The sequence below is a fragment of the Cronobacter malonaticus LMG 23826 genome (genome assembly GCF_001277215.2).
Classification (GTDB): Bacteria; Pseudomonadota; Gammaproteobacteria; order Enterobacterales; family Enterobacteriaceae; genus Cronobacter; species Cronobacter malonaticus.
The window spans coordinates 2949210-2974442 of the sequence record NZ_CP013940.1; the positions used below are offsets into that span (position 1 = coordinate 2949210).

General features: G+C 57.6%; 22 protein-coding genes and 1 other annotated feature. Of the genes, 4 read left to right on the top strand and 18 right to left on the bottom strand.

The annotated features are described in order from the left end of the window. Positions 1 to 200: 200 nt before the first annotated feature. Positions 201 to 680, top strand: coding sequence for a Cys-tRNA(Pro)/Cys-tRNA(Cys) deacylase YbaK (gene ybaK, locus AFK66_RS13925; protein WP_007781535.1), 480 nt, complete (start codon positions 201 to 203; stop codon positions 678 to 680). Position 681: 1 nt separating this feature from the next. On the opposite strand, the gene ushA is transcribed toward ybaK, so the two are convergent. Beyond that, a complete protein-coding gene (ushA, locus tag AFK66_RS13930) occupies positions 682 to 2334 on the bottom strand; it encodes a bifunctional UDP-sugar hydrolase/5'-nucleotidase UshA (RefSeq protein WP_023899204.1) in 1653 nt (550 codons plus the stop codon). Between the two features lie 520 nt (positions 2335 to 2854). Here ushA and ybaL point away from each other — a divergent pair. Then, positions 2855 to 4537: a YbaL family putative K(+) efflux transporter gene (ybaL, locus tag AFK66_RS13935; protein ID WP_007781529.1), complete on the top strand. Its 1683-nt coding sequence runs from the start codon at positions 2855 to 2857 to the stop codon at positions 4535 to 4537. A 354-nt stretch (positions 4538 to 4891) separates the two neighbouring features. Here ybaL and AFK66_RS13940 read toward each other — a convergent pair whose 3' ends face one another. From AFK66_RS13940 to AFK66_RS14020, 17 genes are all read right to left on the bottom strand, one after another. Next, a complete protein-coding gene (locus tag AFK66_RS13940) occupies positions 4892 to 6196 on the bottom strand; it encodes an inosine/guanosine kinase (protein ID WP_004387930.1) in 1305 nt (434 codons plus the stop codon). Between the two features lie 63 nt (positions 6197 to 6259). Continuing rightward, positions 6260 to 7222, bottom strand: a complete 963-nt coding sequence (gene hemH, locus AFK66_RS13945; RefSeq protein ID WP_007781526.1) for a ferrochelatase — start codon at positions 7220 to 7222, stop codon at positions 6260 to 6262. Between the two features lie 120 nt (positions 7223 to 7342). Beyond that, positions 7343 to 8497, bottom strand: coding sequence for a glycerate kinase (locus AFK66_RS13950; protein ID WP_007781524.1), 1155 nt, complete (start codon positions 8495 to 8497; stop codon positions 7343 to 7345). Positions 8498 to 8507: 10 nt separating this feature from the next. Further along, positions 8508 to 9773: a GntP family permease gene (locus AFK66_RS13955; RefSeq protein ID WP_023899206.1), complete on the bottom strand. Its 1266-nt coding sequence runs from the start codon at positions 9771 to 9773 to the stop codon at positions 8508 to 8510. Between the two features lie 120 nt (positions 9774 to 9893). Next, entirely contained in the window at positions 9894 to 11027 is a 1134-nt protein-coding gene (locus AFK66_RS13960) for a sugar diacid recognition domain-containing protein (protein WP_023899208.1), read from the bottom strand. A 134-nt stretch (positions 11028 to 11161) separates the two neighbouring features. Continuing rightward, the gene (adk, locus tag AFK66_RS13965; protein ID WP_004385036.1) at positions 11162 to 11806 is read right to left on the bottom strand and encodes an adenylate kinase; all 645 of its coding nucleotides are present in this window, start codon (positions 11804 to 11806) and stop codon (positions 11162 to 11164) included. A 423-nt stretch (positions 11807 to 12229) separates the two neighbouring features. Beyond that, complete coding sequence (htpG, locus tag AFK66_RS13970; protein WP_023899210.1) at positions 12230 to 14104, bottom strand: molecular chaperone HtpG; 1875 nt, start codon at positions 14102 to 14104, stop codon at positions 12230 to 12232. A 157-nt stretch (positions 14105 to 14261) separates the two neighbouring features. Further along, positions 14262 to 14867: a recombination mediator RecR gene (recR, locus tag AFK66_RS13975; protein WP_004386895.1), complete on the bottom strand. Its 606-nt coding sequence runs from the start codon at positions 14865 to 14867 to the stop codon at positions 14262 to 14264. 74 nt (positions 14868 to 14941) lie between these two features. Beyond that, the gene (locus AFK66_RS13980; protein WP_007791535.1) at positions 14942 to 16045 is read right to left on the bottom strand and encodes a type 1 fimbrial protein; all 1104 of its coding nucleotides are present in this window, start codon (positions 16043 to 16045) and stop codon (positions 14942 to 14944) included. A 34-nt stretch (positions 16046 to 16079) separates the two neighbouring features. Beyond that, positions 16080 to 16655 carry a fimbrial protein gene (locus AFK66_RS13985; protein WP_007791534.1) on the bottom strand — a complete coding sequence of 192 codons (576 nt, stop codon included), beginning with the start codon at positions 16653 to 16655 and terminating at the stop codon, positions 16080 to 16082. A gap of 32 nt (positions 16656 to 16687) precedes the next feature. Further along, entirely contained in the window at positions 16688 to 19219 is a 2532-nt protein-coding gene (locus AFK66_RS13990; RefSeq protein WP_050500562.1) for a fimbria/pilus outer membrane usher protein, read from the bottom strand. A 57-nt stretch (positions 19220 to 19276) separates the two neighbouring features. Next, on the bottom strand, positions 19277 to 19954 hold the full coding sequence (locus tag AFK66_RS13995; RefSeq protein WP_007781504.1) for a fimbrial assembly chaperone: 678 nt from the start codon (positions 19952 to 19954) through the stop codon (positions 19277 to 19279). A gap of 43 nt (positions 19955 to 19997) precedes the next feature. Continuing rightward, positions 19998 to 20531 carry a fimbrial protein gene (locus tag AFK66_RS14000; RefSeq protein ID WP_032974155.1) on the bottom strand — a complete coding sequence of 178 codons (534 nt, stop codon included), beginning with the start codon at positions 20529 to 20531 and terminating at the stop codon, positions 19998 to 20000. A 364-nt stretch (positions 20532 to 20895) separates the two neighbouring features. Continuing rightward, the gene (locus AFK66_RS14005) at positions 20896 to 21228 is read right to left on the bottom strand and encodes a YbaB/EbfC family nucleoid-associated protein (protein WP_004386900.1); all 333 of its coding nucleotides are present in this window, start codon (positions 21226 to 21228) and stop codon (positions 20896 to 20898) included. Between the two features lie 82 nt (positions 21229 to 21310). After that, positions 21311 to 23284: a DNA polymerase III subunit gamma/tau gene (gene dnaX / locus AFK66_RS14010; RefSeq protein ID WP_032973044.1), complete on the bottom strand. Its 1974-nt coding sequence runs from the start codon at positions 23282 to 23284 to the stop codon at positions 21311 to 21313. Next, positions 21914 to 21978: a sequence feature (DnaX frameshifting element), on the bottom strand. (Overlaps the previous gene by 65 nt.) Before the next feature lie 90 nt (positions 23285 to 23374). Continuing rightward, positions 23375 to 23926, bottom strand: a complete 552-nt coding sequence (gene apt, locus AFK66_RS14015) for an adenine phosphoribosyltransferase (RefSeq protein ID WP_004386902.1) — start codon at positions 23924 to 23926, stop codon at positions 23375 to 23377. A gap of 151 nt (positions 23927 to 24077) precedes the next feature. Next, positions 24078 to 24455 carry a DUF454 family protein gene (locus tag AFK66_RS14020; RefSeq protein ID WP_007781499.1) on the bottom strand — a complete coding sequence of 126 codons (378 nt, stop codon included), beginning with the start codon at positions 24453 to 24455 and terminating at the stop codon, positions 24078 to 24080. Between the two features lie 66 nt (positions 24456 to 24521). On the opposite strand from AFK66_RS14020, the gene priC reads away from it, so the two are divergent. Beyond that, on the top strand, positions 24522 to 25037 hold the full coding sequence (priC, locus tag AFK66_RS14025; protein ID WP_007781497.1) for a primosomal replication protein PriC: 516 nt from the start codon (positions 24522 to 24524) through the stop codon (positions 25035 to 25037). Positions 25038 to 25059: 22 nt separating this feature from the next. Further along, positions 25060 to 25212, top strand: a complete 153-nt coding sequence (rsmS, locus tag AFK66_RS21550; RefSeq protein ID WP_007781495.1) for a pleiotropic regulatory protein RsmS — start codon at positions 25060 to 25062, stop codon at positions 25210 to 25212. The last annotated feature ends 21 nt before the right edge of the window (positions 25213 to 25233 follow it).

Here is a 25233-nt window from a genome sequence, read left to right on the forward strand (position 1 = left end):
AAAGAAGGCCAGTATCGCTACTGGCCCGTCAAAGAGGAACTTTCGTTATTATCGTTATGCCGTGCGCCTTAGCGAACGGTTGCGGCGATTGTCGCGCAAACCATCCACGCTGCCAATATAATCCAGCAAGCTGATACAATTTTTTCGCCCCTGTCTGGCGCTATGCTGCGCCGACAGGCTACAGAAATGGGAAAGGAAACATGACGCCCGCAGTTAATCTACTCGAAAAAAATAAGATAGCTTTTACGCTGCACGCCTATGAGCACGACCCGAATGAAACCAACTTCGGCGATGAAGTGGTGCGCAAGCTCGGGCTTAATGCAGAGCAGGTCTATAAAACGCTGCTGGTGGCGGTCAATGGCGATATGAAACAGCTGGCAGTCGCCGTTACGCCGGTCGCCACCCAGCTGGATTTGAAAAAGGTCGCGAAGGCGCTCGGTGCCAAGAAAGTGGAAATGGCGGACCCGATGATAGCGCAGCGCACCACCGGGTATCTGGTAGGCGGCATCAGCCCGCTCGGGCAGAAAAAGCGCCTGCCGACGCTGATTGACGCGCCCGCCCGCGACTTCCCGACCATTTATATCTCCGGCGGCAAGCGCGGGCTGGATATCGAACTGGCGGCGGCGGATTTGGCGAAACTGCTGAATGCGCAGTTCGCCGATATCGCCCGCCGCGACTGAGTTACTGCCAGCTCACCTCGCCTTTCGGCTCAAAGGCGTTTACATCCAGCGGCGAGCTCTGCTGGATGTACTGCTTCAGCACTTCAGCATCCACAAAACCGGTATTCACGTAACCCGGCTTTTTATCAATGGCCGGATAACCGTCGCCGCCGGTCGCGTTAAAGCTGAGCGTCGCCATGCGGTAAGTTTTCGCCGGATCGACCGGTTCGCCTTTAATTTTAACGTCATTCAGCGTGCCGCCAGAGGCTGTAAAACTGACATTCGCGAATTGCGGATACGCGCCGGAATCCGGTTTTTTCTGCGCGACAGCAGTCAGGTACTCCAGCACCTCTTTGCCCGTCATATCGACATACACCAGCGTATTGCCGAACGGCTGGACCTTGAGCACGTCTTTATAGGTGATGTCGCCGCCTTCAATGGAATCACGAATGCCGCCGCCGCTCATCACCGCGAAATCCGCGCCGGTGCGCGCTATCTGGGCGTTAAGAATTAAGTGACCCATGCTGGTCTGCACAAAACGCACTTTGCTGCGATCGCCCTCAAGCCGCCCGTTGACGCTGCCGATTTTGACCATCAGCTGCGCCTGGCCCTTTTTCTGGAACGGCGTCAGCAGCGAGAGCATCTGCGGGTTCTCCGGGATCTGCGGCGTGTAGAGCACGCGCTCCGTCTGGCCATTATCCCAGGTCACTTTTTTCTTCAGGTTGATGGGGATGAGCTGATAGCGCACTAGCTTCATTTCGCCATTACGGAACTGGAAATCGGCGCGGCCGACATATTTGCCCCACTCATGCGCCTGCACAATCCAGGTGCCGTTCTGCCGATCCGGCGCGCACGGCGTGCCCGGCACGTAATCCACCTGTTTTTTATTCTCCGAGGCCATACAGACCGGATCCTGCGAGTGTCCACCCACAATCATCGTCAGCGCGCCTGCCGGCAGCGCGCGCGCCAGCTCGACATCTCCCGGCGCGTTAGAGCCGTGGTCGCCGTTATCGTAATGGCCCATATGGGTCGCGGCGATGATGACGTCCGGTTTTTCATTCTGCTGCAACTCCTGAATCACCAGCTTCGCTTCGTCGGCAGGCTTGCGGAATTCGATATCGGTGAAATATTCCGGGTTGCCGATTTTGGCGGTGTCATCGGTGGTCAGGCCAATCACCGCGATTTTAATCCCCTGCGGTTTGAAAATCGCCCAGGGTTTAAAGAGGCGCTCATTGGTGCTTTTCTGGTAGATGTTGGCGGATAGCAGCGGGAATTTGGCCCACTTTTCCTGCTGGCGCAGCACGCTCAGCGGGTTGTCGAACTCATGGTTGCCAACGGCCATCGCGTCATAACCAATCAGATTCATGCCGCGAAAATCGGGCTCGGCGTCCTGTAAGTCAGATTCCGGCACACCGGTGTTGATATCGCCGCCGGAGAGCAACAGCACGCTGCCGCCCTGGGCAGTGACTTCACGCCGTACGCTGTCCACCAGCGTCTTCTGCGCCGCCAGGCCATATTCGCCATATTCGTTGCGCCAGAAATGACCGTGATGATCGTTGGTGTGCAAAATGGTGATGTTATACGTTTTATCCTGCTCCCAGGCGGATGCGCCGCCGCTCAGCAGGCTAAGCCCCGCCAGCAGCGCGACAGCTAACCCTTTTCTGGCTAACCCCATGACAACTCTCCCTATCCTTAACGTGAATGCTGAAATTACAGCGCCTGCCGAACATACTCAACTTTGTTTTCAGATTTGCGACTTTCCTCAAAACCACGGCGTAACGGCAAGCAAGGTTTATGCCTTGTTACAAAAGCGACGATTTAATGCGTCACAAGCAAAAAAAGGTGTCTGCACGGCAAATTTACTGAATTGCTATCATCTTACGTTCATCTTCTCGTCAAAAAATCGCCATTTTTCAACTCACCGTTGCTGTTTGAGCGCTGTTTACTTTTTTCCCGCGTAAAACACGCACTTTCCTCAGTGAAAGCACAAAATGGCCCGACCTGTTACCCGCACAACATCAAGGTTTGCTTCTGATAATATGTATTTCTGCGCCCGGTTCGCATTTTTTGCGCTTAATGAGGGATTTCAGAAAGTTTTCACTAATAAACTGCCCCGCGCTGCCGAAAATTGTCATAAACTGTTACGAGTTGCACGCAAAACATCCGGTGTATCACATTCAACGAAAGGAGACGGAATGCATCACGCCACACCGCTTATCACCACACTTGTCGGTGGCCTTGTTCTGGCCTTTATTCTCGGTATGCTCGCCAACCGGCTGCGCATCTCACCCCTGGTGGGATACCTGCTCGCAGGCGTGGTGGCCGGGCCGTTTACGCCCGGTTTTGTCGCGGATACTAAGCTTGCGCCGGAGCTGGCGGAGCTTGGCGTGATCCTGCTGATGTTTGGCGTGGGTCTGCATTTCTCGTTAAAGGATCTGATGGCGGTAAAGTCTATCGCCATTCCCGGCGCCATTTTGCAGATAGCCGTGGCGACGCTGCTGGGCGTCGGGCTCTCCACCTTCCTCGGCTGGTCGCTTATGACCGGCATCGTGTTCGGCCTGTGTCTCTCTACCGCCAGTACCGTGGTGCTGCTGCGCGCGCTTGAAGAGCGGCAGTTGATTGAGAGCCAGCGCGGACAGATAGCCATCGGCTGGCTTATCGTTGAAGACCTGGTCATGGTGCTGACGCTGGTGCTGCTGCCCGCCGTCGCCGGGATGCTGGAGAAAGGTAATCTTGGTCTTGCGACCCTGAGCCTCGATATGGGCATTACCCTTGGCAAAGTCATTGCGTTTATCGCGCTGATGATGCTGGTGGGTCGCCGTCTGGTGCCGTGGATCCTGGCGCGCAGCGCCGCCACCGGCTCGCGGGAGCTGTTTACGCTCGCGGTGCTGGCGCTGGCGCTTGGCATTGCCTTCGGCGCGGTCGAGCTGTTTGACGTCTCGTTCGCGCTGGGCGCGTTCTTCGCAGGGATGGTGCTGAACGAATCGGAACTGAGCCACCGCGCCGCGCACGATACGCTGCCGCTGCGCGATGCGTTCGCGGTGCTGTTTTTCGTCTCGGTGGGCATGCTGTTCGACCCGATGATTCTCGTTCAGCAGCCGCTGGCGGTCGTTGGCACGCTGCTGATTATCCTGTTCGGCAAGTCGATCGCCGCGTTTGCGCTGGTGAAACTGTTCGGCCACTCGCGCCGCACCGCGCTGACGATTGCGGTGAGCCTCGCGCAGATCGGTGAATTCGCGTTTATCCTGGCCGGGCTTGGCATGGCGCTGGATCTGCTGCCGCAGGATGGGCAGAACCTGGTGCTGGCGGGCGCGATCCTTTCCATTATGCTTAACCCGGTGCTGTTTGTGCTGCTGGAGCGTTTCCTGTCGCGTCACGACGAGCTGGAAGAACAGACGCTGGAAGAGGCGATGGAAGAAGAGCAGCAAAACCCGGTGGATATCTGCAATCACGCGCTGCTGGTGGGCTATGGCCGCGTTGGCAGCCTGCTTGGCGAGAAGCTTATCGCCGAGGGCATTCCGCTGGTGGTGGTGGAAACGTCCCGAACCCGCGTCGAGGCGCTTCGAGAGCGCGGCGTTCGCGCGGTGCTTGGCAATGCCGCGAATGAGCAGACGATGACGCTGGCGCATCTCGACTGCGCGCGCTGGCTGCTGTTGACCATCCCGAACGGTTATGAGGCCGGTGAAATCGTCGCCGCCGCGCGTGAGAAGCGCCCGGATATCGAAATCATCGCCCGCGCGCATTATGACGACGAGGTGGATTACATTACCGAGCGCGGCGCGAATGAAGTGGTGATGGGCGAGCGGGAAATCGCGAGCACGATGCTGCGTATGCTCGATAAACCCGAGCAGGCGCAGGAGATTTTGAGCCACAGTTGATGGGGAATGGTGTGCGTGACGGTGAAAAAGGTGGGTGCGGCTTTGCCTTACCCACCCTACAAAAAACCAGGCCTTTTAAACGTAGGGTGGGTAAGCGTGAGCGCTCCCGCCGGCACGTTTCTCTATCCGTGCTCTCAGGAAAAGGCCCGGGTAAGGGAAGCCTGTAAGGCAGGTGTAAACGTTCCATTCGCCATGATGTCCGCTTTATATGAGCGCTTCCCTCACGCGAACGTGCAAAGGGGGCTCGCCGCCGCCCCCTTTGCAATCCCGGCTCCCGGCGGAAAACCACCGCCACCAGCGCCGCGTGGTTTGTAGGGCGGGTAAGCGTTAGCGCACCCGCCATAACGTGAAAGGTTAACGCTCCCAGTATGCCTCTTCGAGACTGTCTTCGCGCTCCGGCAGGCCGCGCGTCAGACGCGGCGAATGCTGGTTCAGCACCTGATAACTCACGCGGTTTGCGTATTTACACACCTGCGCCAGCGACGAATAGGTCAGCCAGGCGTATTTATGCTTGCTGGAGTTCGGCACGTTGGTACGGTGATAATTATTGGCGGTAATATCATGCAGCAGCGCCGCCAGCGCGCCGTCGCCGGCACCGTTGGTGTTCATGATCTTCTCCGGCCCGCCCATATACGGGGCGATATGGGAGAAAATACGCAGCGGCTTTTCACAATCTTTAAAGCGCATCGCGCGGCTGAATTCATACTGGTTGAACTCCGCAATCGCGCCCGGCAGCAGCGGATGCTGAGTTTTGCGCTTGCCTTCTTCTTCGGTAAAGCCCGCCATATAAAGCCCGACCGGCCCGGCGGTGCAAAGCACCAGATCCACCCAGTCGAGTGCCTTATCAGACGCCAGCAGCGGATCGCTTTCGCCCGTCAGCGCCTCGCCCTCTTCTTCATTCATCGCCAGAATCGACACGTGCTCTTTCAGGAAATCGCGCCACCACTGCGGGTTATCGGCAATCACATATTTGGTGCCGAGCGTCAGCACCACCGGCACGTTATGCTTTTTGGCGTAACGAATGGCGGTCATGGTGGCCTCCGGCATCGGCTCGCCGGGCTTGCAGCGCACCAGATACGAAGTCAGCACCAGCGCCGACGCGCCAGCAATCACCTCTTCCGGGATGCTCTCCGGGCGCAGCTGGTTCATCTGGCCGGGGCTAATGGCGAAGGTGCGCTCGCCCTGCTCGCTTATCAGCGTGAAGCAGCGGCCAATCGCGCCGTCAACGCCCTGGAGATAGTTCAGATCGGTCCTGCTTGAGGTGTTACAGAGATAACGGTAAGCGTAGCTGCCAATCTGCACGTTGTTACACATGACGCCCAGCAGCACCGAGCGGTCGTCGGCCAGCACAGAGTAGTTGTGCATCGTGTTGCCAATGGTGCCGCCGGCAAACTGATGGGTGATGAGATTTTCACGCACCAGCTCCTGATAGAGCGCTTCGGCGACATCGTCTTCAATCACCAGCGAATGGCCGAGGCTCAGCCCGTAGCGTTCGATAAACGCGTCATCCACGCGGGCTTCGATATCCACCAGCGTCTGGTCGATACCCACCACCCAGGAGGCGCTGACGTCGGATTCAGGTTGAATTTGTTGCAGGAGCGGATCGCGGTCGCTGACGGGGAAATAGTGTTTGGACTTACGTTTGCCGGGAAATTTCATGGTATTGCGTGCGGGTAGCTAATCAGGCGGGGAATGGTAGCACACTCCCCGCCCCGCGCGCGATTAACGGTAACGGTCGACCAGTTCCTTCATCATCGCGATATGCGCCGGGTCATCATTAAGTGCCGGAATGTATTCAAACTTCTCACCGCCCGCCTCGATGAAAATCTCGCGGTTCTGCTCCGCAATCTCTTCCAGCGTCTCCAGACAATCCGAGGAGAAGCCCGGACACATCACCTGAATATGCTTCACGCCTTTCTCGCCCAGCATTTTCATGGTTTCGTCGGTATACGGCGTCAGCCACGGCTCGCGGCCAAAGCGCGACTGAAAGGTCATCATCACTTTTTCCGGCGCAATGCCAAGCGCCGACACCAGCTCACGCGTGGTGTCGCGGCAGCGCTGCGGGTAATCGTCGCCTTCATCGGCGTAACGCTGCGGAATGCCATGGTATGAGAGCAGCAGCAGATCCGGCTCGCCATGTTTTTCAAACGAGCGCTGTACAGACTGCGCCAGCGCGCTGATGTAAGCCGGTTCGCAGGCGTAATCGCGAATAAGCGTCATGGACGGCAGCTTACGATACCGGGTGGTAATGCGCGCCAGCTCATCCCATACCGCCGCCACGGTGGAGCAGGAGTATTGCGGATAGAGCGCGAGCACAATGATGTGATCGACATGCTGGTCAAGGAGCTTCTGCACGGCGCTGTCGAGCGACGGCTGGCCGTAGCTCATGCCAAGCGCCACCGGCACATCGCCCAGCGCCGCGCTCAGCGCTTTCTCCTGGCGACGGCTGTAAACCATCAGCGGCGAACCCTCTTCCATCCAGACGGATTTGTAGAGTTTCGCCACGCGCGGCGAACGCAGCGGCAGAATGACGCCGCGCAGCAGCGGCCACCAGATAACGCGCGGCACATCCACGACGCGCCGGTCGCTCAAAAACTGTTTTAAATAACGCTTAACGGCAGCGGAAGTTGGCGCCTGCGGGGTGCCGAGATTGACTAATAAAACGCCGCTTTTTACTGACTGCATCACGGTTCCTCATTGATATCCGGCGCGGACGGCGCGCCTGAAGAAATCAGCCGCACCGCTGCGAATGAAAATCATTGTAACGTAAAAGTTATTCACCGGAACCGATAACAGCAAAAGGCGTTAGTGACGATTTTCCGCCAGACGCCAGAGCGCCGCCACGTTGCGGGCGGTGACGCGCAGATTACGTTCGGCGTCCTCCAGCGCCTCCTGAAGCGTGACGATGCGATCAATCACCGAAAACGCGGCGTCGATGCCGTGCTCATGCACTATCTGATAATCGGGCGTCAGGCTGCCCGCAATCGCCACCACCGGGCGCTGAAACTGCTTCGCCACACGCGCCACGCCGATTGGCGTTTTGCCGTGGATGCTCTGGCTGTCGAGCCGCCCTTCGCCGGTAATCACCAGATCCGCGTCGCGCACCGCCTGCGCAAGCCCTAAGGATTCAATAACAATCTCAATGCCGGGACGCAGTTCGGCGTTGAGCATGCCGAGCAGCGCGGCGCCCATGCCGCCCGCCGCCCCCGCGCCCGGCGCGCTGATAATCGTTTTGCCCGTCACTGCTTCGAGCTGTTCGCCGAAGCATCTGAGCGCGGCGTCCAGCTCTGTCACCATGGCAGGCGTCGCCCCTTTCTGCGGCCCAAATACCGCCGACGCGCCCTTCTCACCGCAGAGCGGATTATCGACGTCGCAGGCGACAGTCACGCTGACCTGCGCGAGGCGCGGGTCGAGTGCCGAGAGGTCAAGCCGTTCCAGCCCGGCCAGCGCCGCGCCGCCGGGTGCCAGTTCATGCCCTTCACCGTCGAGAAACCGCGCGCCCAGCGCCTGCATCATGCCCGCGCCGCCGTCATTGGTGGCGCTGCCGCCGATGCCGATGATAATCGCCTTCACGCCCCGCTCCAGCGCCGCGAGGATAAGCTCGCCGGTGCCGTAACTCGTGGTGATGCGCGGATCGCGCTGCGCGGCTGGCACCAGATGCAGGCCGGACGCCGCCGCCATTTCCACGACCGCCGTTTCGCCGTCGCCCAGCAGGCCGAAGAAGCCGTCGACTTTATTGCCAAGCGGCGCGGTCACCGGCGTGGTAATGATCTGTCCACCGGTCGCAGCGACCATCGCCTCGACGGTGCCTTCGCCGCCGTCCGCCATCGGCACGCAGACGTAGTGCGCCTGCGGGTAGATCTCACGAAAACCCGCTTCGATAGCCTTCGCAACGTCCATTGCGCTCAGGCTTTCCTTAAATGAATCCGGTGCGATAACGATTTTTTTCAGGGTTGTCATGGTTTATTCCTTAAGCAGCAACACCCAGTACGCCGAACATCAGCGCTGAAATGGTGGCAATGGTAAAGCCCACCAGCGTTTCATACGGTAAGAGTTTAAGTCGTTCATGCACGGTCATCCCGACGCTGCCGCCGGTCGCGTGGAAAAAGCTGCCGTGCGGCAGATGATCGAGCACCGTCGCGCCCGCATGGATCATCGCCGCCCCGGCAATGCCGCTGACGCCAAGCTCCAGCAGCGTATGGCTGAAGACGGCGGACGCCACGGCGGTGCCTGCGGTGGTGGAGGCCGTCGCCATCGACATCAGCGTGCCGGAGAGCGGTGCCAGCAGCCACGCGGGCAGCCCGGTGTGGGTCAGCGTGTCGATAAGCACATCTTTCAGCCCCGAGTTGGCGATAATGCCCGCCAGCGCCCCGGTGCCGAGCAGCATAATGGCGACTGGTGCCATACGGCTTAACCCTGAGACCATAAATGTATTGCACTGGCGCAGCCGCCCCATCAGCAGCGCGCCCGCAAGCCCGCCTGCCGGAAGCGCGATTAACGGGTCAACGGCGATGCCAGCAATCGGGCGCAAAGATAACAACAGAATCGCCACCAGCGGCGCGCTGATGGCCGCGGCGAAACCCGGACGCGGGCCGGTATCCTGTACCGGCAGCTCCTGTGCCGTGACCCGGCTGCCTTTGTTACTCAAGCGGTTCGCCAGAAAACAGGCCATCGCGAGGCCAAACAGCCCCGGAATGACGCCCGCCAGCATTACAGAGGTGAGCGGGACATGGAAGTTATCCGCCGCGGCGATGGTATTCGGGTTTGGCGACATCACATTGCCCGCTTTGCCGCCACCAATCATGGCAAGCAGGATAGCGATACGCGAGATGCCCGCGCGCTGGGCGATAGAGAGCGCGATGGGCGCGACGGTGATCACCGCCACATCAATAAACACGCCGACCGCCGTCAGGATAAGCGTCGCGATGGCGAGCGCCAGCAGGCTGCGCTTCTCGCCCACCTTGCGCACAATGGTCTCCGCGATGGTGTGCGCCGCGCCGGATTCAATCAGCACGCCTGCCAGCACGCCCGCCGCCAGAATGCGCATCACCGCGTTGGTGATGCCCTGCGCGCCTTCAATCATCAGGCTAACCGTATGGACGAGATCCGCGCCGCCAACGAGACCGCCCGCCAGCGCGCCCGCCAGCATGCCGTATGCAGGCGGTACTTTACGCAGAATTAACACGATCGCGACGACCAACGCCGTCAGCGCGCCGAGAGTGGATACCGTTGTCATTATTGTTTTCTCTTTGAGGTAAGGGTCAGGACAACATAGCGTCGCGCCGCGGGGAAAGCCTGAGCGAAACCCACAAAGAAAGCGCGCTGCCGTCCGCCAGTGTTTGTGGGTTTCTACAACTCACGCCTGTGTCAGCATCCCGACATAAAGCTGGAGGCAGTCAGATAACTGGTTGATTTTAAGGCCGGTGATGGCCTCGATACGCTGTAGCCGATAGCGTAGCGTGTTGACGTGGATATGCAGCGCGTTCGCCGTCTGCGCCTGCTCACAGTTTCGGGAAAAATAGTGGCGCAGCGTCTGGCGCAGCACGCCTTTATCATCGTGCTCTGCCAGCCTGCGCCAGGGCGCGCCCAGCTCGTCGGTGCGCCAGTCGTCGCCGAGATCGCAAAGCAACGCCGCCAGCGGGTTTTCATCATAAACCAGCGTTTTATGGCGAAGCTTAAGACGGCGCGCCATCGACTGCGTGGCCCGCGCCGCGCGCAGCGAACGGGACGGCCCCGCGTCGCCGGGGTAAAAGCCGCCCAGAATCAACCGCACGTTAAAACGCCCCTGCCAGAGCGCGTGCAGCCGCTGCGCCTGCTGGCGTTCCTGCTGCTGGCTCCACTGGCCGTTTTCCATGCTCGCCGGGCGCAGCATGACCATTTCGCTAAAACCGGTCATCGCGAACAGCGCATCACGCGCCTCGCGCTCAAGCTCCGCGAGCAGCTCGCGCATCTGTTGCGGGTTGCCGTCGCGCAGTTCGATTATCCAGGCGATGCGCGGCACGGAGAGCGCGACGCCAAGCCAGGCTGCCATCGATTCGCGCGCCTCTGTGTCGCCGCCGCCCGCAAGCAGCTGTAGCGTGAGTTCTTCGCGATAGCGTTTTTCCCACTGATTCTGCTCCAGCAGCGCCGCCTGTTCGACCATCAGCTCGGCCGCCATTTTCACCAGTTCGCCGCAGGCGCGCACCTGCGATGGCTCGCCGGAAATGCCAATAACGCCAATCTGGCGCTGGCGAAAACAGAACGGCAGATTGATGCCCGGACGCACGCCCTTCAGATGACGCGCGGTGGCCGCGTCTATCTCCACGACGCGGCTCTCGGCGAGCGCCAGCAGCGCCCCTTCGTGACGCTCCATCAGGCGCTGCGGATCGCCGGAGGCGATGATGACGCCGTGGCTGTCCATGACGTTAACCGGGTAATCGATGATGCTCATGGCGCGCCGGACAATCAGCCGGGCGGTGGACTCATCCAGGAGCGGAGTCTGTCTGAACATGCGGGTTTCCTGTGTGTTGAACCGCAGACGTTATACGCCGTCAGGCAGGAAAATTTAAGGCGCAGGCGGCAAGGATGTGAGGCACAGATAGCAAAACGCCGGGCTGTGCCCGGCGTTGGTCATGCCGCGTCGGCTTAGCCGAGGATTTTTTCCAGTTCGGCGCGCACGTCGCCAACGGCTTTGGTGCCGTCGACTTTGGCGTAACGGGTGTTGCCCGCTTCCGCTTCTTTGCGGTAGTAGCCGATCAGCGGCTCGGTCATCTCATGGTATTCCACCAGACGCTTACGCACGGTTTCTTCCTGATCGTCTTTACGGGTGGTCAGCTCTTCGCCGGTCACGTCGTCTTTGCCTTCCACTTTCGGCGGATTGAATTTGATGTGGTAAACGCGACCAGACGGCGCGTGAACGCGGCGGCCAACGATACGATCGACAATCAGCTCATCCGGTACGTCGAATTCCAGCACGTAGTCAACGTTGATGCCCGCTTCCTTCATGGCATCCGCCTGAGGAATGGTGCGCGGGAAACCGTCCAGCAGGAAACCGTTGCGGCAATCTTCCTGGGCGATACGCTCTTTGACCAGCGCAATCACCAGCTCGTCGGTAACCAGCTTGCCGGCGTCCATGATGTCTTTAGCCTGTTTACCCAGCTCAGAGCCAGATTTCACTGCGGCGCGCAGCATATCACCGGTGGAGATTTGCGGAATGCCGTATTTCTCCATGATGAATTGTGCCTGAGTCCCCTTTCCTGCGCCCGGAGCGCCGAGCAGAATAATACGCATTGCGTAATTCTCCATACGTTTGCATTTTCACTACGTGATTGAAGCGAAAACCATACCATTAAAGGCGCTATGCCGACAACAAACGCGGCGGAGGGTGAATGGTTTCACCGGGGCATGGCGTGCAGAAAATAGCGTATGCGGTGTAAAAAAGGCGGGCACGCAAGCGTGTCCGCCTTTTTGTGGGTGATGGGATGAGGAGACGTTTTACGACGGCGGGTGCGCGTTGCTTACCCGCCCTACGAAACTGTCTGCTCCGCGTTGCGATGGCGGGTGCGCGTTACTTACCCGCCCTACAATGCTGCCTGCTCCGCGTTACGATGGCGGGTGCGCGTTGCTTACCCGCCCTACGTTAATACAATGCCCTGGTTGTAGGGTGGGTAAGCGTCAGCGCACCCACCTTTCCAGCCTCCATCCCGACAGCTATCAGGAGACCAGCAGCTGGTTCATGCGGCGGATAAACTGGTTAGGATCTTCCAGCGTACCGCGCTCGGCGAACAGCGCCTGATCGAGCAGCAGCTCCACCCATTCTTTAAACTGCGCCTCGTCCTGAGTATCGGCGGTGCGTTTCACCAGCTGATGATCCGGGTTCAGCTCAAAAATGTATTTCACTTCCGGCACCGCCTGGCCCGCCGCGGCGAAAAGTTTCGCCATTTGCGTGCTCATCTCGTCGTTGTCGGTGGTGACAATCGCCGGCGTGTCGGTCAGACGGTGCGTCAGACGCACTTCTTTCACGCGATCGCCCAGCAGGGTTTTCACACGCTCAACAAACGGCTCCAGCGCTTTTTCCGCTTCTTTGGCGCTTTCGTCGACTTCATCCGCCAGTTTCTCCAGCGATTCGTCGGCTTTCGCCACAGACTGGAACGCTTTACCGTCGAACTCGGTGAGATAACTCATCATCCATTCGTCGATGCGATCGGAAAGCAGCAGCACTTCGATGCCTTTCTTACGCAGCAGCTCCAGATGCGGGCTGCTCTTCGCGGCCGCGTAGCTGTCGGCGGTAATGTAGTAGATCTTCTCCTGCCCTTCTTTCATGCGGGAGACATAATCTGCAAGCGACACGGTCTGCGCGGCGGAATCGGTATGCGTGGAGGCGAAACGCAGCAATTTAGCGATCGCTTCCTGGTTGGCGCTGTCCTCCGCCGGGCCTTCTTTCAGCACCAGGCCGAACTGTTTCCAGAAGGTCTGGTATTTTTCAGCGTCATCTTTAGCCAGTTTATCCAGCATCTGCAACACGCGTTTAGTCAGCGCACTGCGCAGGTTGCGGGTGATGGTGCTGTCCTGGAGGATCTCGCGCGATACGTTGAGCGGCAGATCGTTGGAGTCAATCAGGCCGCGCACGAAGCGCAGGTAGTTCGGCATGAACTGTTCCGCATCATCCATGATGAACACGCGCTGCACATAGAGTTTCAGCCCGTGTTTATGATCGCGGTTCCACATATCCCACGGTGCCTGGGACGGGATGTACAGCAGGCTGGTGTACTCCTGCTTCCCTTCCACGCGATTATGGCTCCAGGTCAGCGGATCGGTGAAGTCGTGCGCGATGTGCTTGTAGAACTCTTTATATTCGTCGTCGCTGACCTCGCCTTTGCTGCGGGTCCACAGCGCCTGCGCCTTGTTGATTTTCTCCCAGGAAACGATGGTTTCGCCGTCTTTCTCCTCGCGGGTTTCAATCTCAACCGGCAGCGCGATATGGTCGGAGTATTTGCTGATGATCGAGCGCACGCGCCAGTCGTTTAAGAACTCATCTTCGCCTTCGCGCAGGTGCAGGGTAATTTCAGTGCCGCGATCGGCTTTGCTGATATCCGCAACGGTATATTCGCCTTCGCCTTCCGATTCCCAGAACACCGCTTCATCAGCGCTGACGCCTGCCGCGCGGGTGCGCACGGTCACTTTATCGGCGACGATAAACGCCGAGTAGAAGCCCACACCAAACTGGCCGATAAGCTGGCTGTCTTTCGCCTGATCGGAGCCCATCGATTCGAGAAACGCTTTGGTGCCCGATTTCGCGATGGTGCCGAGATGGTCGATGACTTCGTCGCGGGTCATCCCGATACCGTTATCGGCGATGGTCAGGGTGCGTTTGTCTTTATCAAACGACACGCGCACGCGCAGATCGCCGTCGCCTTCATAGAGATCGGGGCTGGAAAGCGCACGGAAGCGCAGTTTGTCCGCGGCATCCGAGGCGTTGGAGATAAGCTCACGCAGGAAAATCTCTTTATTTGAATAGAGAGAATGGATCATCAGGTGCAGAAGCTGTTTTACCTCTGACTGAAAACCACGGGTCTCTTGTCCTTTCATAATGGTGATACCTCAACAAAACAGGCCACAGTGAACAAAAACGGTTGAGGCAGAGATGGGGATAGCGGGGAAATTTTTCAAGCGGCAGGCAAAACGGCGAACGCTGACTGGTTAAAAGCCGCGCAATGCGGCTTTCGGGAAGACACGAATGTGGGGCTTAAAACGTCATTTTATGACGCCCGGCGAGCGAGTGCGAAAGCGTCGTGCCGTCAACCATCTCCAGCTCGCCGCCCACCGGCACGCCGTGCGCGATGCGGCTCGCGTCAACGCCATACTGGGCGCAGAGCTCGGCGATGTAATTGGCGGTCGCCTCACCTTCCACCGTGGGGTTGGTCGCGAGAATAATCTCTTTTAACGGCTCCGCGGCCAGGCGCTGCTCCAGGCGATCAAGCCCGATATCATCCGGACCAATACCGTCGAGCGGTGAAAGATGGCCCATCAGCACGAAATAACGGCCGGAGAACTGGCCGGTTTGCTCAATAGCGTGAATATCCGCCGGACTTTCCACTACGCAGATCTGTCCGTTTTCCTGACGGCGCGGATTGGTGCAGATATTACATTTTTCCTGCTCGGTGAAGGTGCGGCAGTCGGCGCAGTGGCCTATCTCCGACATGGCGCGGGTCAGCGCCTGAGCAAGCCGCATACCGCCACTGCGATCGCGTTGCAGCAGCGTAAACGCCATACGCTGCGCCGATTTCGGGCCCACGCCCGGCAGGCAGCGCAGCGCTTCCATCAGTTGAGTCAGCAGAGGACTGGTCTGCATGAATGAAATTCCTTAACAACGAACAAAGCGTGTAGATTACCATTTGCGCCTTTATGCACGCACCCTAAACCTGCTTAGTTATAGGATAGCGTAAGCATTCCGGCCGCGTTGGCTTTGCCCGGCGTCACCTGAATGCCGGTTTTGTAATAGTTCACCGTAAAAATCAGCGTTTCTGACGCGCCCGCGCCGCCAGGATGCGCCGGATCGGTGAAGTAGCTGTATCCCTGAGCACCATCGTAACCGCGCTGTGAAGTCAATAGCGGGACGGGCGTACCGATGGGAAGACCCGTTTTACCGCTGTCATAACCACCAGAGGCCAGTTTAAGGTTAAGCTGAACGCCTACACCAGTTGCCACGTCCGGCGCGCCGTGGTCTGAGAGCGCGATCACCGAATTCTCTGCCTTCGGGCCGCTGGCTGAGGGCGCCTGCACCTCCAGCGTCACGTTTGTACCCGGCTCGCAGGAGAGCGTAACGGTTTGTTGCGCCTCACCCACCTGTACGCTGTTATCAAACGCCGCCGCGTCGATATTACCCATCACAAAATTTAGCGAGGCGGTATCTGCCGAGCAGCCCATCGCTTTCACATCAACGGAGGTTGAAGAGACATTTAACTGCGACGCGATATCACCGTTAGAACTCTGGCTTTCACGCTCGCGAAAATCCACTCGCGCCAGCGGCGACGGCAGCACCAGCGTGCCACTGCCGATTTTCCCGCCTGTCGCCACCAGCTGTAAACGGTACGCCGAGCCGTGCAGCGTATGATTGCTGCCAAACAGGCTGCCGTCACCGCGACGCCAGTCGTTATCAATGGTCGTTTCATCGTCATAAGGCCCCGCCTGATTCAGGGTAAACACGCGCACGCCGATACCTTCCAGATTCGTCGGATAAATATGTTCGCCCAGCGAAGCCCCCGTCTGCGGCGCGTTCAGGTACAGAAAGCCGACGTAATAGCCTTGATTACAGTTACGTATTTCCACCTGATCATCACTGCCAGAAATATACCCGGAGTCATACAGCACGGTGTTTTGCGCATACGTGCCGCTTTCTACCAGGATATGCTCCGGCAAATGAACAGAAGACACAGAAATGTCGTCGCCACGCCGACGCTCACAGGCGGCATGGGTTGTTGTGGAAAGCAGCGAGAAAAAAAGCATAACTATAAAAGCAGACCAGCGCATAACGAGATTCTCTTACCGTGTTATTCAACGGAAGCTATTGATAAACGAAATTAATAGTGACAGAGCTACTGAAATCTCCGGCGCCTGGTTTACCGTCGGGAGAATACATGCGGGCTATCATGCGTAAATTACCGCTATGGGTACCGGCATCGATCGGCACGCTATAGCTGATGCCGTTAGCGAGATTCACGAGAGCTTTACCATCCGCGTTGATTAATTGCAGCCCAATTCCCGTCGCGCCATTTTCGTACTGGTTGGCATAGATAGCCGAGCCCATTGCGCCATTATCATAAGGCTGGCCGCTAAAGGTGGCCGTGGCTTCGCTAAGACCCGTCATACAACCAGACAGCGTTATTTGTACGGGAATACTGGCGCTGTTGGCGCCAGGTATCGACAAATCCTGTCGGTTGAATGTTCCAAGCTTCACCACGCCTGGCGCTTCAATATTGCAGGACGGGCGAATAATCGTGCCGGTGACGGAAAAATTAATCGTGTCCTGACTTCCTGCCGCCATGCTCTGAAAGGAAAATAGCGCCTCACAGAAAACGAGTGCTGCCAGAAAAGCACGTCGATAACCAGACGCCGCAGCGCGAAAAACTAAACCAGACATAATTGCATTAACTCCTCTGGAGGTAGCAGTGTTTACTCACACGCCGCCTGCTGAAAAATAATCGCGCCGGTGGACGCCGTCGGTTTTAGCGAATAGTTGACGGTGCACTGGCGATCGCTTCCGGCACCCCACATCACCTGTAGTTGGCCTTGCTGTGGAAGTCCGGCCAGATACACCTGGCCGTCCTCGCCGACGATATCGCTGTGCGCCGTCTGGCCTGCGTTGCCGGCCATCGTCACCAGCGCGCCAAAGGGCACAGGTTTGCCGCGGTGTGTGAGCGTCAGCATCGCTTTCAGCCCGGAAAACGTCTGGTATTGCGCTTTGACGACCGCACCTCGTGTTGGCACCACTTTTTTGGTGATATTTTCAATGTCGGTATCGGCCTCCTGCGCCAGTTCACTGTCATCCAGCGAGATAGCATTTTCATGGTAAGGCCGGACATACGGCACGACGGCGTTGCCCTGACTATCCGTATGCACATTGTTTTGCCCGTTCACAGGGATATCTTTAGCGCCCGGCGCCGTGACCAGCGCTACGCTCTCATTAAGGGTGCGCGAGAAAGTAAGGCCGTCAGCGTGCGCCACCATCCCGCCGCGTAGCGCGTAGTTGTAGCGTGAGGTGTAATTGTCATAGCCGTAACCGCCCGACACATCCCCCCACGAGCTTTGATAGTTGAGACTGGCATTACCGTTCGTCTTACGGTTAGCGGCGTTATACCCTTCCTGGACCTGCCAGTTGAGACTGTTGTCTGCCAGTGCCGAGCCGCTCATGCCAAGACTGTGCATCGTGGCGCCGTGCTGGCTGCTGTTTAGCGAGTAGTTCATTGAAGCTGACGCAAACTCGCCCTTGTGGTTGAAGGCGCTGAACGGCACATTTACGGTGAACGCAAAAAGCCGATCGTTTGTCTTCGTATTGTCCTCGCCGTTTTGATCGACATTCAGGTTGCGGGCATAACTAAGAAAATAAGAAATCTGTCCCCAGCTGTTGCCATAGCCCAGATTCATTGAGGTCATCTGCGAGCGGTTCCAGTAGCGCTCTTTCATCAGCGACAGTGAAAACGCACCGATAGACGTGTTCTGCGACAGCGTGACGTCAAGCCGGTGCTCCGCCTGATCCTGCTCATCGCTGATATCATTCGAGTTACGGGCGTTGATCAGATCCTGAAAAGAGTAAAACCCGCTGGTGGCGTAGCGATAACTGGCAACAGAAATGTCCGTGCCGGTCTGCTCAAGCGATTTGCTGTAGCGCAGCCGCCAGGCCTGGCCAACGCTATTTTTCATCTGGCCTGGGTTTAACCTGTCAGGCAATTGCGCCTTCGCGTGGGTGACATCCACCGACAGCGCGCCAAGATTGCCCATATTCATCCCGACGCCCAGCGCAACACTGGAGTAGGCGTCCTGCGCGTTCGTCACGCCACCATAAATCGTGAGTGCATTGGATACCCCCCAGGCGGCGGCAGACTGGATAAAATCGAGCGACCCCATCGCCTCGCCATCGCCGCGGGTTTGCCCGGCGAACAGAGAATAGGACAATTGTTTCTCCCGCTGTAAGACCGCCAGAGACGCAAACGGCACGACAAAGCTCTGCTCGCTGCCGTCTGACTCTTTCACCGTCACGTTCAGGTTGCCTGCGCTGCCGGTCGGGTAGATATCGTCGATTTCAAACGGGCCTGGCGGTACGGACGTTTTATAAATGCTGTTACCGTTCTGATAAACCGTCACTTCCGCGTCGCTGCGGGCGATGCCGCGCACGATGGGCGCAAAGCCCTGCTGACTGTCCGGCCGCATGTCGTTATCCGAGGCCAGCGACACGCCGGTATAGGCCACGCTGTCGAAAATCTTCGCGTCCGTATTTCCCTCACCAATCACCAGACGGCTTTTCAGAGCGCGTATATCCCGAGAAACATGGCTGTAAACGGAATGCCACTGATGTTCTCCGTCATCAATATTGAGCGTGGAATAGTTACGCAGCCGCCAGGGACCCACATTCATCCCAGGCAGGAGGCTCACAAACTGGCTGTGGCGCACTGCGTCATTCATGCGTGATGTGGTGGTTTGCCCGGAAACGCTATAATTCAAAAGGCCGGCGGTAATACCGTCATCCCATTTATCTTCCGGCACATAACCACGCGCGCGGTGCGCCATGGCAAGCTGCGGAATGGTGAGTTCAAAACGTTGTTGGTTGAGGACTAAACGGGCGGATAACCCTGGTATTACAAGCAGGTTTGCATACGTATCCCCGTTTTTTGCCAGATCCGGGTAATTCTCAACTTTGATATTCCAGCGCCGGAGTTGTTCAGGTGTCACGCACGGCAATAAAACGCGTTTATTATCTGGCGCTTCGACATACCGGAAAGTAAAGGTTCCGGCATCCGTCAGTTCGCCATTAATATAAATATCAACGTTATAATCCCCGGCGGGCGTTTGCTCCTGGCTGAATAAATTCAGGTCGAGCGCAGGCGCGGCCGTTTCGCTGGTTTCCAGCAGATGCGGGTTAAAATATTCCTGAGCCCGGGATACGCGCGTTGCAGAAAACGTCGCGGTAATTATCCCGAGGATAATCATCAGCCGAATTTTCTTTATTTTCATCATCACGCGACACCCGGTAATAGTGAATACACATTAGAAATGTGCGTTGTGTTCGCTGCCAGCCATGCCAAAATCGTTAATTATGTGCCATTTAACATCGGCATGATTTTGTGCTTTAGGCATTGCAAAGGTAGTGCTGGAAAACGGTGCCACAAATGTAACGTCTTTAACCGGCGTGTTATTCACCATGACCGTAGAGAAGTTCATGTAAAAGGGCGTCGGATTATTTACTTTCAGCATATTGCCTTCGGTGCTCCAGCTCAGTTTATCCGTTGCCGATTCAGGTACGCTGCCATGCAAGCTTACCGGGCGGTAAATTAATTTTATCCGCGAATTAATCGCGATTTGCAGTTCATTTTTGGCTGGCGCGTTGTCCATTGCCGGAATACCTTTCACATTCAGCCAAAACATCGATTCGCGATCTTCGGGCAAAGGCTTACCGGAACGTACAATACGCACAGACGCTTTTTCACCAGCATCCAGACGAAACAGTGGCGGGGTGATAATCATGGTGTCTTTTGCGCCTGAGGTGGCGTCGACGGGCGAAATCCATGACTGCACAAGATCCGCTGTTTTATCTTTATTCTGCACCGATAATGAGGCTGCTTTTTGCTGACCATCAAATACCACGCGGGTGCCGCCTACGACCACACTCGCCTGAGCTGCGCCGACAGAAAGGACGCCTAACAGGGCAATAATTACAGGTTTCATAAATACTCCGGATGAAAAGGAGGGTTTCCCCTCCTTTAATTAATTACTGATAACTTACGCTGTAAGTTAACGTGCTTGAGACATTGCCTTTGGTCACGCCCGTACCGGTTGCGACCAGTTGCGCGGTATAATCCACGCTCACGTCGCCGCCTTCGGCTGGAATAGTGATATCGGTATTTCCATCATTAACATAAACAACGTCGGTACCGTTCTGTTTTAAAAGAACGCCAACATGAGTTGCGGCATCGGTCGTAGCCAGATTTTTAAAATAACTGTCATCGCCGTCAGTTTCGCCGCTAAATTTAATATTGGCCTGAGAGACACTACCCGCCGGGCAGGCAGAAAGTTTGATAGTGAACGTTTTCGGCGCGCCCGTATCGCCTTTATTTACCAGATCCGCTTTGGCGGTTTCACCTAACTCGATAGTTGAATTTCCACCATCAACCGTTACCGTACAAGCGGCATCAAGGACTTTTCCGTTAAAGGTTAAGGTTTGACTATTCGCAAGCGCTGCTTCAGAACCGCAAAGCGTCGCCAGCACAGCAATAATGCTGCCACTGAGTCTTGTTAATCTCATCGTAATTCTCTGCATTCCTTTAATGAATTAATAAAGGCATTCCAGCCCACTTATTAATTCTTTACTTATTAATGAAAGCGAGAATGAACTCCTTTTTATTCCCATCAAAAAAAGGCTTTTATAACGCAAAGCAACTTCACGCCATAAAGGCCATGCCTATTACAGCTCTCAGAGAGATAAATGATTCAGGAGAGTTATAATATATATAAATAGTAATTGTGGTGGTTAAATCATACAATTAATGAATACTTAAAGAGACTTTTACTGGCCATTCAGAACGTGCGCTCCAGCCAGAAAGGACAGGATGTGAAATAATCGGAGGGGAAAGCGGGACGACAGGCGTAACCTGCCGTCCGAGGGAACATCAGAAAGGCATTTTGAAGCCTGGCGGCAGCTGCATACCGGAAGACACAGAGGCCATTTTTTCTTTCTGCGTCTCTTCGATGCGGCGCGCAGCGTCGTTGAACGCGGCGGCGACCAGATCTTCCAGCATCTCTTTGTCATCTTCGAGCAGGCTCGGATCGATTTCCACGCGACGGCAGTTGTGCGCGCCGTTGATGGTCACTTTAACGAGGCCAGCGCCAGATTCGCCCGTCACTTCCAGTTGAGCGATCTCTTCCTGCATCTTCTGCATTTTTTCCTGCATCTGCTGGGCCTGTTTCATCAGGTTGCCCAGACCGCCTTTACCACCAAACATAAGCTTCTCTCTTTTGCTTCAGGTCGCTGACGGCAGTGCCGACAGCGAGGCCAAGGGTTACAACAGGCAGCGACACTGCCTGTCAAAGGGGGCGAATACTCTCTTCATCCAGATCCGCATCGAAGAAACGACGCAGCGTCTGGATATTGGTATCCGCGATAATCGCTTCTCTCGCCTGGGCGAGTTTCTCTTCGTAAATCGCCTGCCGCCATTCCAGCGGCGTCCGGTGCGCCAGATTATCATCTTCAATGATAGTCAGTTCAACCGGCGCGCCATACAAAACGCCCAGCGCGTCAGCGAGCGTTTTCTGCGCCGACGCCGAGTTAAGGTGGCGCTGCGACGGACGCAGGTGCAGGCGAATATGCTGCCCGTCCTGCTCTTTCCAGGCGTTCAGCGCGACCTGCTCGACCAGCTTCGGTACCTGCAAGCGGCTGACGTCAGCGGCCCATTCATCGCGCGTAATCGCCTCTTCGGCGAGTTTGGCGGCAAGTTCCGGCGTTTTCTCATGCTCCAGCGCTTTTTTCAGCGCCCGCGGCGTGGCGACGGGTGCCTGCTGCGCCTGCGGCACGATATTTTTCGCTTTCCAGCGATACGCCTCTTTTTTGGCCGGGGCTTCTTCTTTCACCGCCGCGGGCCGGGACTGCACGCGCTCGGTCACGGACGCCAGCCGCTCCAGCGCGCTGTTATTCACCGGCCGCGCTGTGGCGGGCGCTGCCGGATCATTCTTTTTTGTTTTGGCCGCTCCCTGCGCGCGCTGCAACTGACTGCGCGCCTGTAGAAGCTGGCTGGTCGTGTCGGGCAGCGGCGTCTGCGCGCCCGGCTGCGGTTGAGAAACGGCTGGCGAAACGGGCTGCTGCGCCTGGGTCTGATAAGCGGGCTGAGACGCAGGCATCGCCGGCGCTTCAGGCGCGTTCACCACCGGCAGTACGGCGGCAGGTTGTACCTCGCGCTCGGGTTCCGGCAGCGGCGCGCGCGGGTGGAACGCCAGCGCACGCAGCATGGTCATTTCCACGCCCATCCTGCGCTCCGGCGCCCACGGCAGCTCTTTACGCCCGATAAGCAGCGTCTGGTAATAGAGCTGGATATCGCCAGGCGGCACGACGCGCGCCAGTTCGCGCAAGCGCGGCTCCAGCGGAGCCATATCCGCGCCAAGCGCGGAAGGCGAGAGCTGCACCATCGCGACGCGGTGCAGCAGGCCGAGCATTTCGACCAGCAGCGCTTCCCACTCGACGCCGCGCGCGGCAGCGTCGTTAATCTGCTGCATGACGCGCTCGCCATCGGCGGCGACCAGCGCCTCGATGAGGCTTAGCGCCTGATCGTCATCCAGCGTGCCGAGCATCGCGCCTACCGCCTGGGCGGTCACCTGTCCGTCGCCGCTGGCGATAGCCTGATCTGTCAGGCTCAGCGCGTCACGCAGGCTGCCATCGGCGGCGCGGGCCAGCAGTTGCAGTGCGCGCGGCTCATGCGCGATGCCTTCCTGCGTCAGCACATGCTCAAGCTGCTGGCGGATTTGATCCGGGTCCAGTGCGCGCAGATGAAACTGCAGGCAGCGGGAGAGAATAGTCACCGGCAGCTTTTGCGGATCGGTGGTCGCCAGCAGGAATTTCACATGCGCGGGCGGCTCTTCCAGCGTTTTCAACAGCGCGTTGAAGCTGTGGCGCGAGAGCATGTGGACTTCATCGATCAGATATACTTTAAAGCGGCCGCGGGCCGGCGCGTACTGGACGTTATCCAGCAGATCGCGGGTATCTTCCACTTTGGTGCGCGAAGCGGCGTCGATTTCTATCAGATCGACAAAACGCCCCTGCTCGATTTCACGGCAGTTGTCGCACACGCCGCATGGCGTGGCGGTGATGCCGGTTTCACAGTTCAGCCCCTTCGCCAGAAGACGGGCGATAGAAGTCTTGCCGACGCCGCGCGTACCGGAAAAGAGGTAGGCGTGGTGAATTCGGCCCAGCGATAAACCGTTCGCCAGGGCGGTGAGCACATGCTCCTGGCCGACGACATCAGCAAAGGTTTGTGGGCGCCATTTTCGGGCTAAGACCTGATAACTCATGGGCAGGCTCTGAAACGCTTGAGTGGTGGATTCTGAAGGGGTAATGCTAACACAGCCCCACCCGATGGGCGAGGCTGCCGGGAAGGAAGATCAGTGGCCCGGGAACGGCACGAGGCTGTAGCAGGTAATGCCCTGCTTGTTGAGGCGTTCTTCGCCGCCGATGTCGAACAGATTAATGATAAACGCCGCGTCGGTCACTTCGCCGCCCAGACGACGGATAAGCTTCACGGTGGCTTCAATGGTGCCGCCGGTCGCCAGCAGATCGTCGACCACCAGCACTTTATCGCCAGGCTTGATCGCGTCAACGTGGATCTCCAGCTGATCGGTGCCGTACTCCAGCTCGTAGCTTTCTGCGATCGTTTCACGCGGCAGCTTACGCGGCTTGCGCACCGGGACAAAACCCACGCCCAGCGCCAGCGCGACCGGCGCGCCGAACAGGAAACCACGCGCTTCGGTGCCCACCACCTTCGTGATGCCCGCGTTTTTATAGCGCTCCACTAACAGTTCGATGCTCAGCGCATAGGCTTTAGGGTCTTCCAGCAGGCTGGTGACGTCACGAAAGAGAATGCCCGGCTTCGGGTAATCCTGAATGCTTTTGATGCTATTTTTAAGATATTCAAGCTGCTGCGCAGTTGCGGTCATGGATGTATGCCTGATAAAAACGGTATTACTCACAGGTTGCCGGACACGACTGAAAGGCGAATTTGCTCACCCTTTAATCAACGACCCCTGTACTCGAAAACGCTCGAATTTACTGGCTGCGCGCGGTAAATGCAACCACTGTGGCAAGGCTTTACCCGTTTTGTTGTTTTTCATCAACCACCGGAATGCGCCACATGAAAATCAGCAGCCCGCAAAGAATAAATAACAGCAGAATACGCACCCAGAAAATCTTTACCAGCCACAGTGAGATAGCAAACGTGGCGAGAATAAAAAGAATCGCGCGCGGTTTGGCACCAGGCGGCATCGCGCGGTGCTGCTGCCAGTGGCGAAGATAACCACCAAACCACGAGCGGTAGAGCAGCCAGTGGTGAAAACGCGGCGATGAACGCGCAAAACACCAGGCGGCCAGCAGCAGAAACGGCGTCGTTGGCAGAAGCGGCAGCACCACGCCGAGTGTCGCCAGCACTACCGCCAGCCACCCCAGGATGAGTAATATAGTCCTTTGCATAATCGTACTCGCGAAAGCAGGTGCGTTACTGTAGCACAGCGCGCATGGCCAGACGCCCGGAGTAAAATGAGAACCCCCCTATTATTACAATCGCTGAAGACCCGTGTCGCCACGCTGCGCGAGCTTATCGGACCGCTCGCCTCACAGCGCCACTTTTCACCGCGCTTCGACAAACAACTCTTTTCATGCCGCGGCGCGCGGCTCGGTGACTATCTGGCGGAAACCGAAGAGAGCCTCACGCGCCTTGAGGCGGCGGTAAAACAGAGTGACGCGGTGCGCGTGGCGTGGCTTGCCGAACGGCTCGCGGCACAAATCGAGGCGTTACAGCGTGAAGCGGCCACCGCCACGCTGCGTCGCCATGAGAACGCGCATTTGCCCGGCGGTCGGCTGCATGCAAGGCTTGCGGAGTATCAGGAATATGAACGTCGCCTGCTGGCGATGAAAAACGAGCGCAAGCAGCGCCATGCTGAGCGGCATGATCCGCAACTGGCGCGTGAAATCACCGCGCTTGACGAGCGCCTTACGCGCTGTCGCACGGCTATCGCCCGCACCGAGCGCGCGCTGGAGCGCATTACGCGCTGAATAATCACTGAGGAGAGAAACAATGTCGCTGGAACAAGCCCCTGACGAGGTCAAGCTCGCGGTCGATTTGATTATGCTGCTGGAGAATCATGACATTGCGCCGCAGACGGTGCTGGCGGCGCTGGAGATTGTGCGTAACGACTATCTGCGCAAGCTTGCCGAAGCAGAACAGTAATTGCCCTTCCCTCTGGAGAGA

Coding starts and splice junctions, on each gene's coding strand:
- rsmS (WP_007781495.1), top strand. CDS start 25,060: ATGTCGCTGGAACAAGCCCCTGACGAGGTCAAGCTCGCGGTCGATTTG.
- ybaL (WP_007781529.1), top strand. CDS start 2,855: ATGCATCACGCCACACCGCTTATCACCACACTTGTCGGTGGCCTTGTT.
- AFK66_RS13990 (WP_050500562.1), bottom strand. CDS start 19,219: ATGATTATCCTCGGGATAATTACCGCGACGTTTTCTGCAACGCGCGTA.
- hemH (WP_007781526.1), bottom strand. CDS start 7,222: ATGCAGTCAGTAAAAAGCGGCGTTTTATTAGTCAATCTCGGCACCCCG.
- adk (WP_004385036.1), bottom strand. CDS start 11,806: ATGCGTATTATTCTGCTCGGCGCTCCGGGCGCAGGAAAGGGGACTCAG.
- AFK66_RS13950 (WP_007781524.1), bottom strand. CDS start 8,497: ATGACAACCCTGAAAAAAATCGTTATCGCACCGGATTCATTTAAGGAA.
- AFK66_RS14005 (WP_004386900.1), bottom strand. CDS start 21,228: ATGTTTGGTGGTAAAGGCGGTCTGGGCAACCTGATGAAACAGGCCCAG.
- ushA (WP_023899204.1), bottom strand. CDS start 2,334: ATGGGGTTAGCCAGAAAAGGGTTAGCTGTCGCGCTGCTGGCGGGGCTT.
- priC (WP_007781497.1), top strand. CDS start 24,522: ATGAGAACCCCCCTATTATTACAATCGCTGAAGACCCGTGTCGCCACG.
- AFK66_RS14000 (WP_032974155.1), bottom strand. CDS start 20,531: ATGAGATTAACAAGACTCAGTGGCAGCATTATTGCTGTGCTGGCGACG.
- AFK66_RS13995 (WP_007781504.1), bottom strand. CDS start 19,954: ATGAAACCTGTAATTATTGCCCTGTTAGGCGTCCTTTCTGTCGGCGCA.
- apt (WP_004386902.1), bottom strand. CDS start 23,926: ATGACCGCAACTGCGCAGCAGCTTGAATATCTTAAAAATAGCATCAAA.
- ybaK (WP_007781535.1), top strand. CDS start 201: ATGACGCCCGCAGTTAATCTACTCGAAAAAAATAAGATAGCTTTTACG.
- AFK66_RS13955 (WP_023899206.1), bottom strand. CDS start 9,773: ATGACAACGGTATCCACTCTCGGCGCGCTGACGGCGTTGGTCGTCGCG.
- AFK66_RS14020 (WP_007781499.1), bottom strand. CDS start 24,455: ATGCAAAGGACTATATTACTCATCCTGGGGTGGCTGGCGGTAGTGCTG.
- AFK66_RS13980 (WP_007791535.1), bottom strand. CDS start 16,045: ATGCGCTGGTCTGCTTTTATAGTTATGCTTTTTTTCTCGCTGCTTTCC.
- AFK66_RS13985 (WP_007791534.1), bottom strand. CDS start 16,655: ATGTCTGGTTTAGTTTTTCGCGCTGCGGCGTCTGGTTATCGACGTGCT.
- AFK66_RS13960 (WP_023899208.1), bottom strand. CDS start 11,027: ATGTTCAGACAGACTCCGCTCCTGGATGAGTCCACCGCCCGGCTGATT.
- htpG (WP_023899210.1), bottom strand. CDS start 14,104: ATGAAAGGACAAGAGACCCGTGGTTTTCAGTCAGAGGTAAAACAGCTT.
- dnaX (WP_032973044.1), bottom strand. CDS start 23,284: ATGAGTTATCAGGTCTTAGCCCGAAAATGGCGCCCACAAACCTTTGCT.
- recR (WP_004386895.1), bottom strand. CDS start 14,867: ATGCAGACCAGTCCTCTGCTGACTCAACTGATGGAAGCGCTGCGCTGC.
- AFK66_RS13940 (WP_004387930.1), bottom strand. CDS start 6,196: ATGAAATTTCCCGGCAAACGTAAGTCCAAACACTATTTCCCCGTCAGC.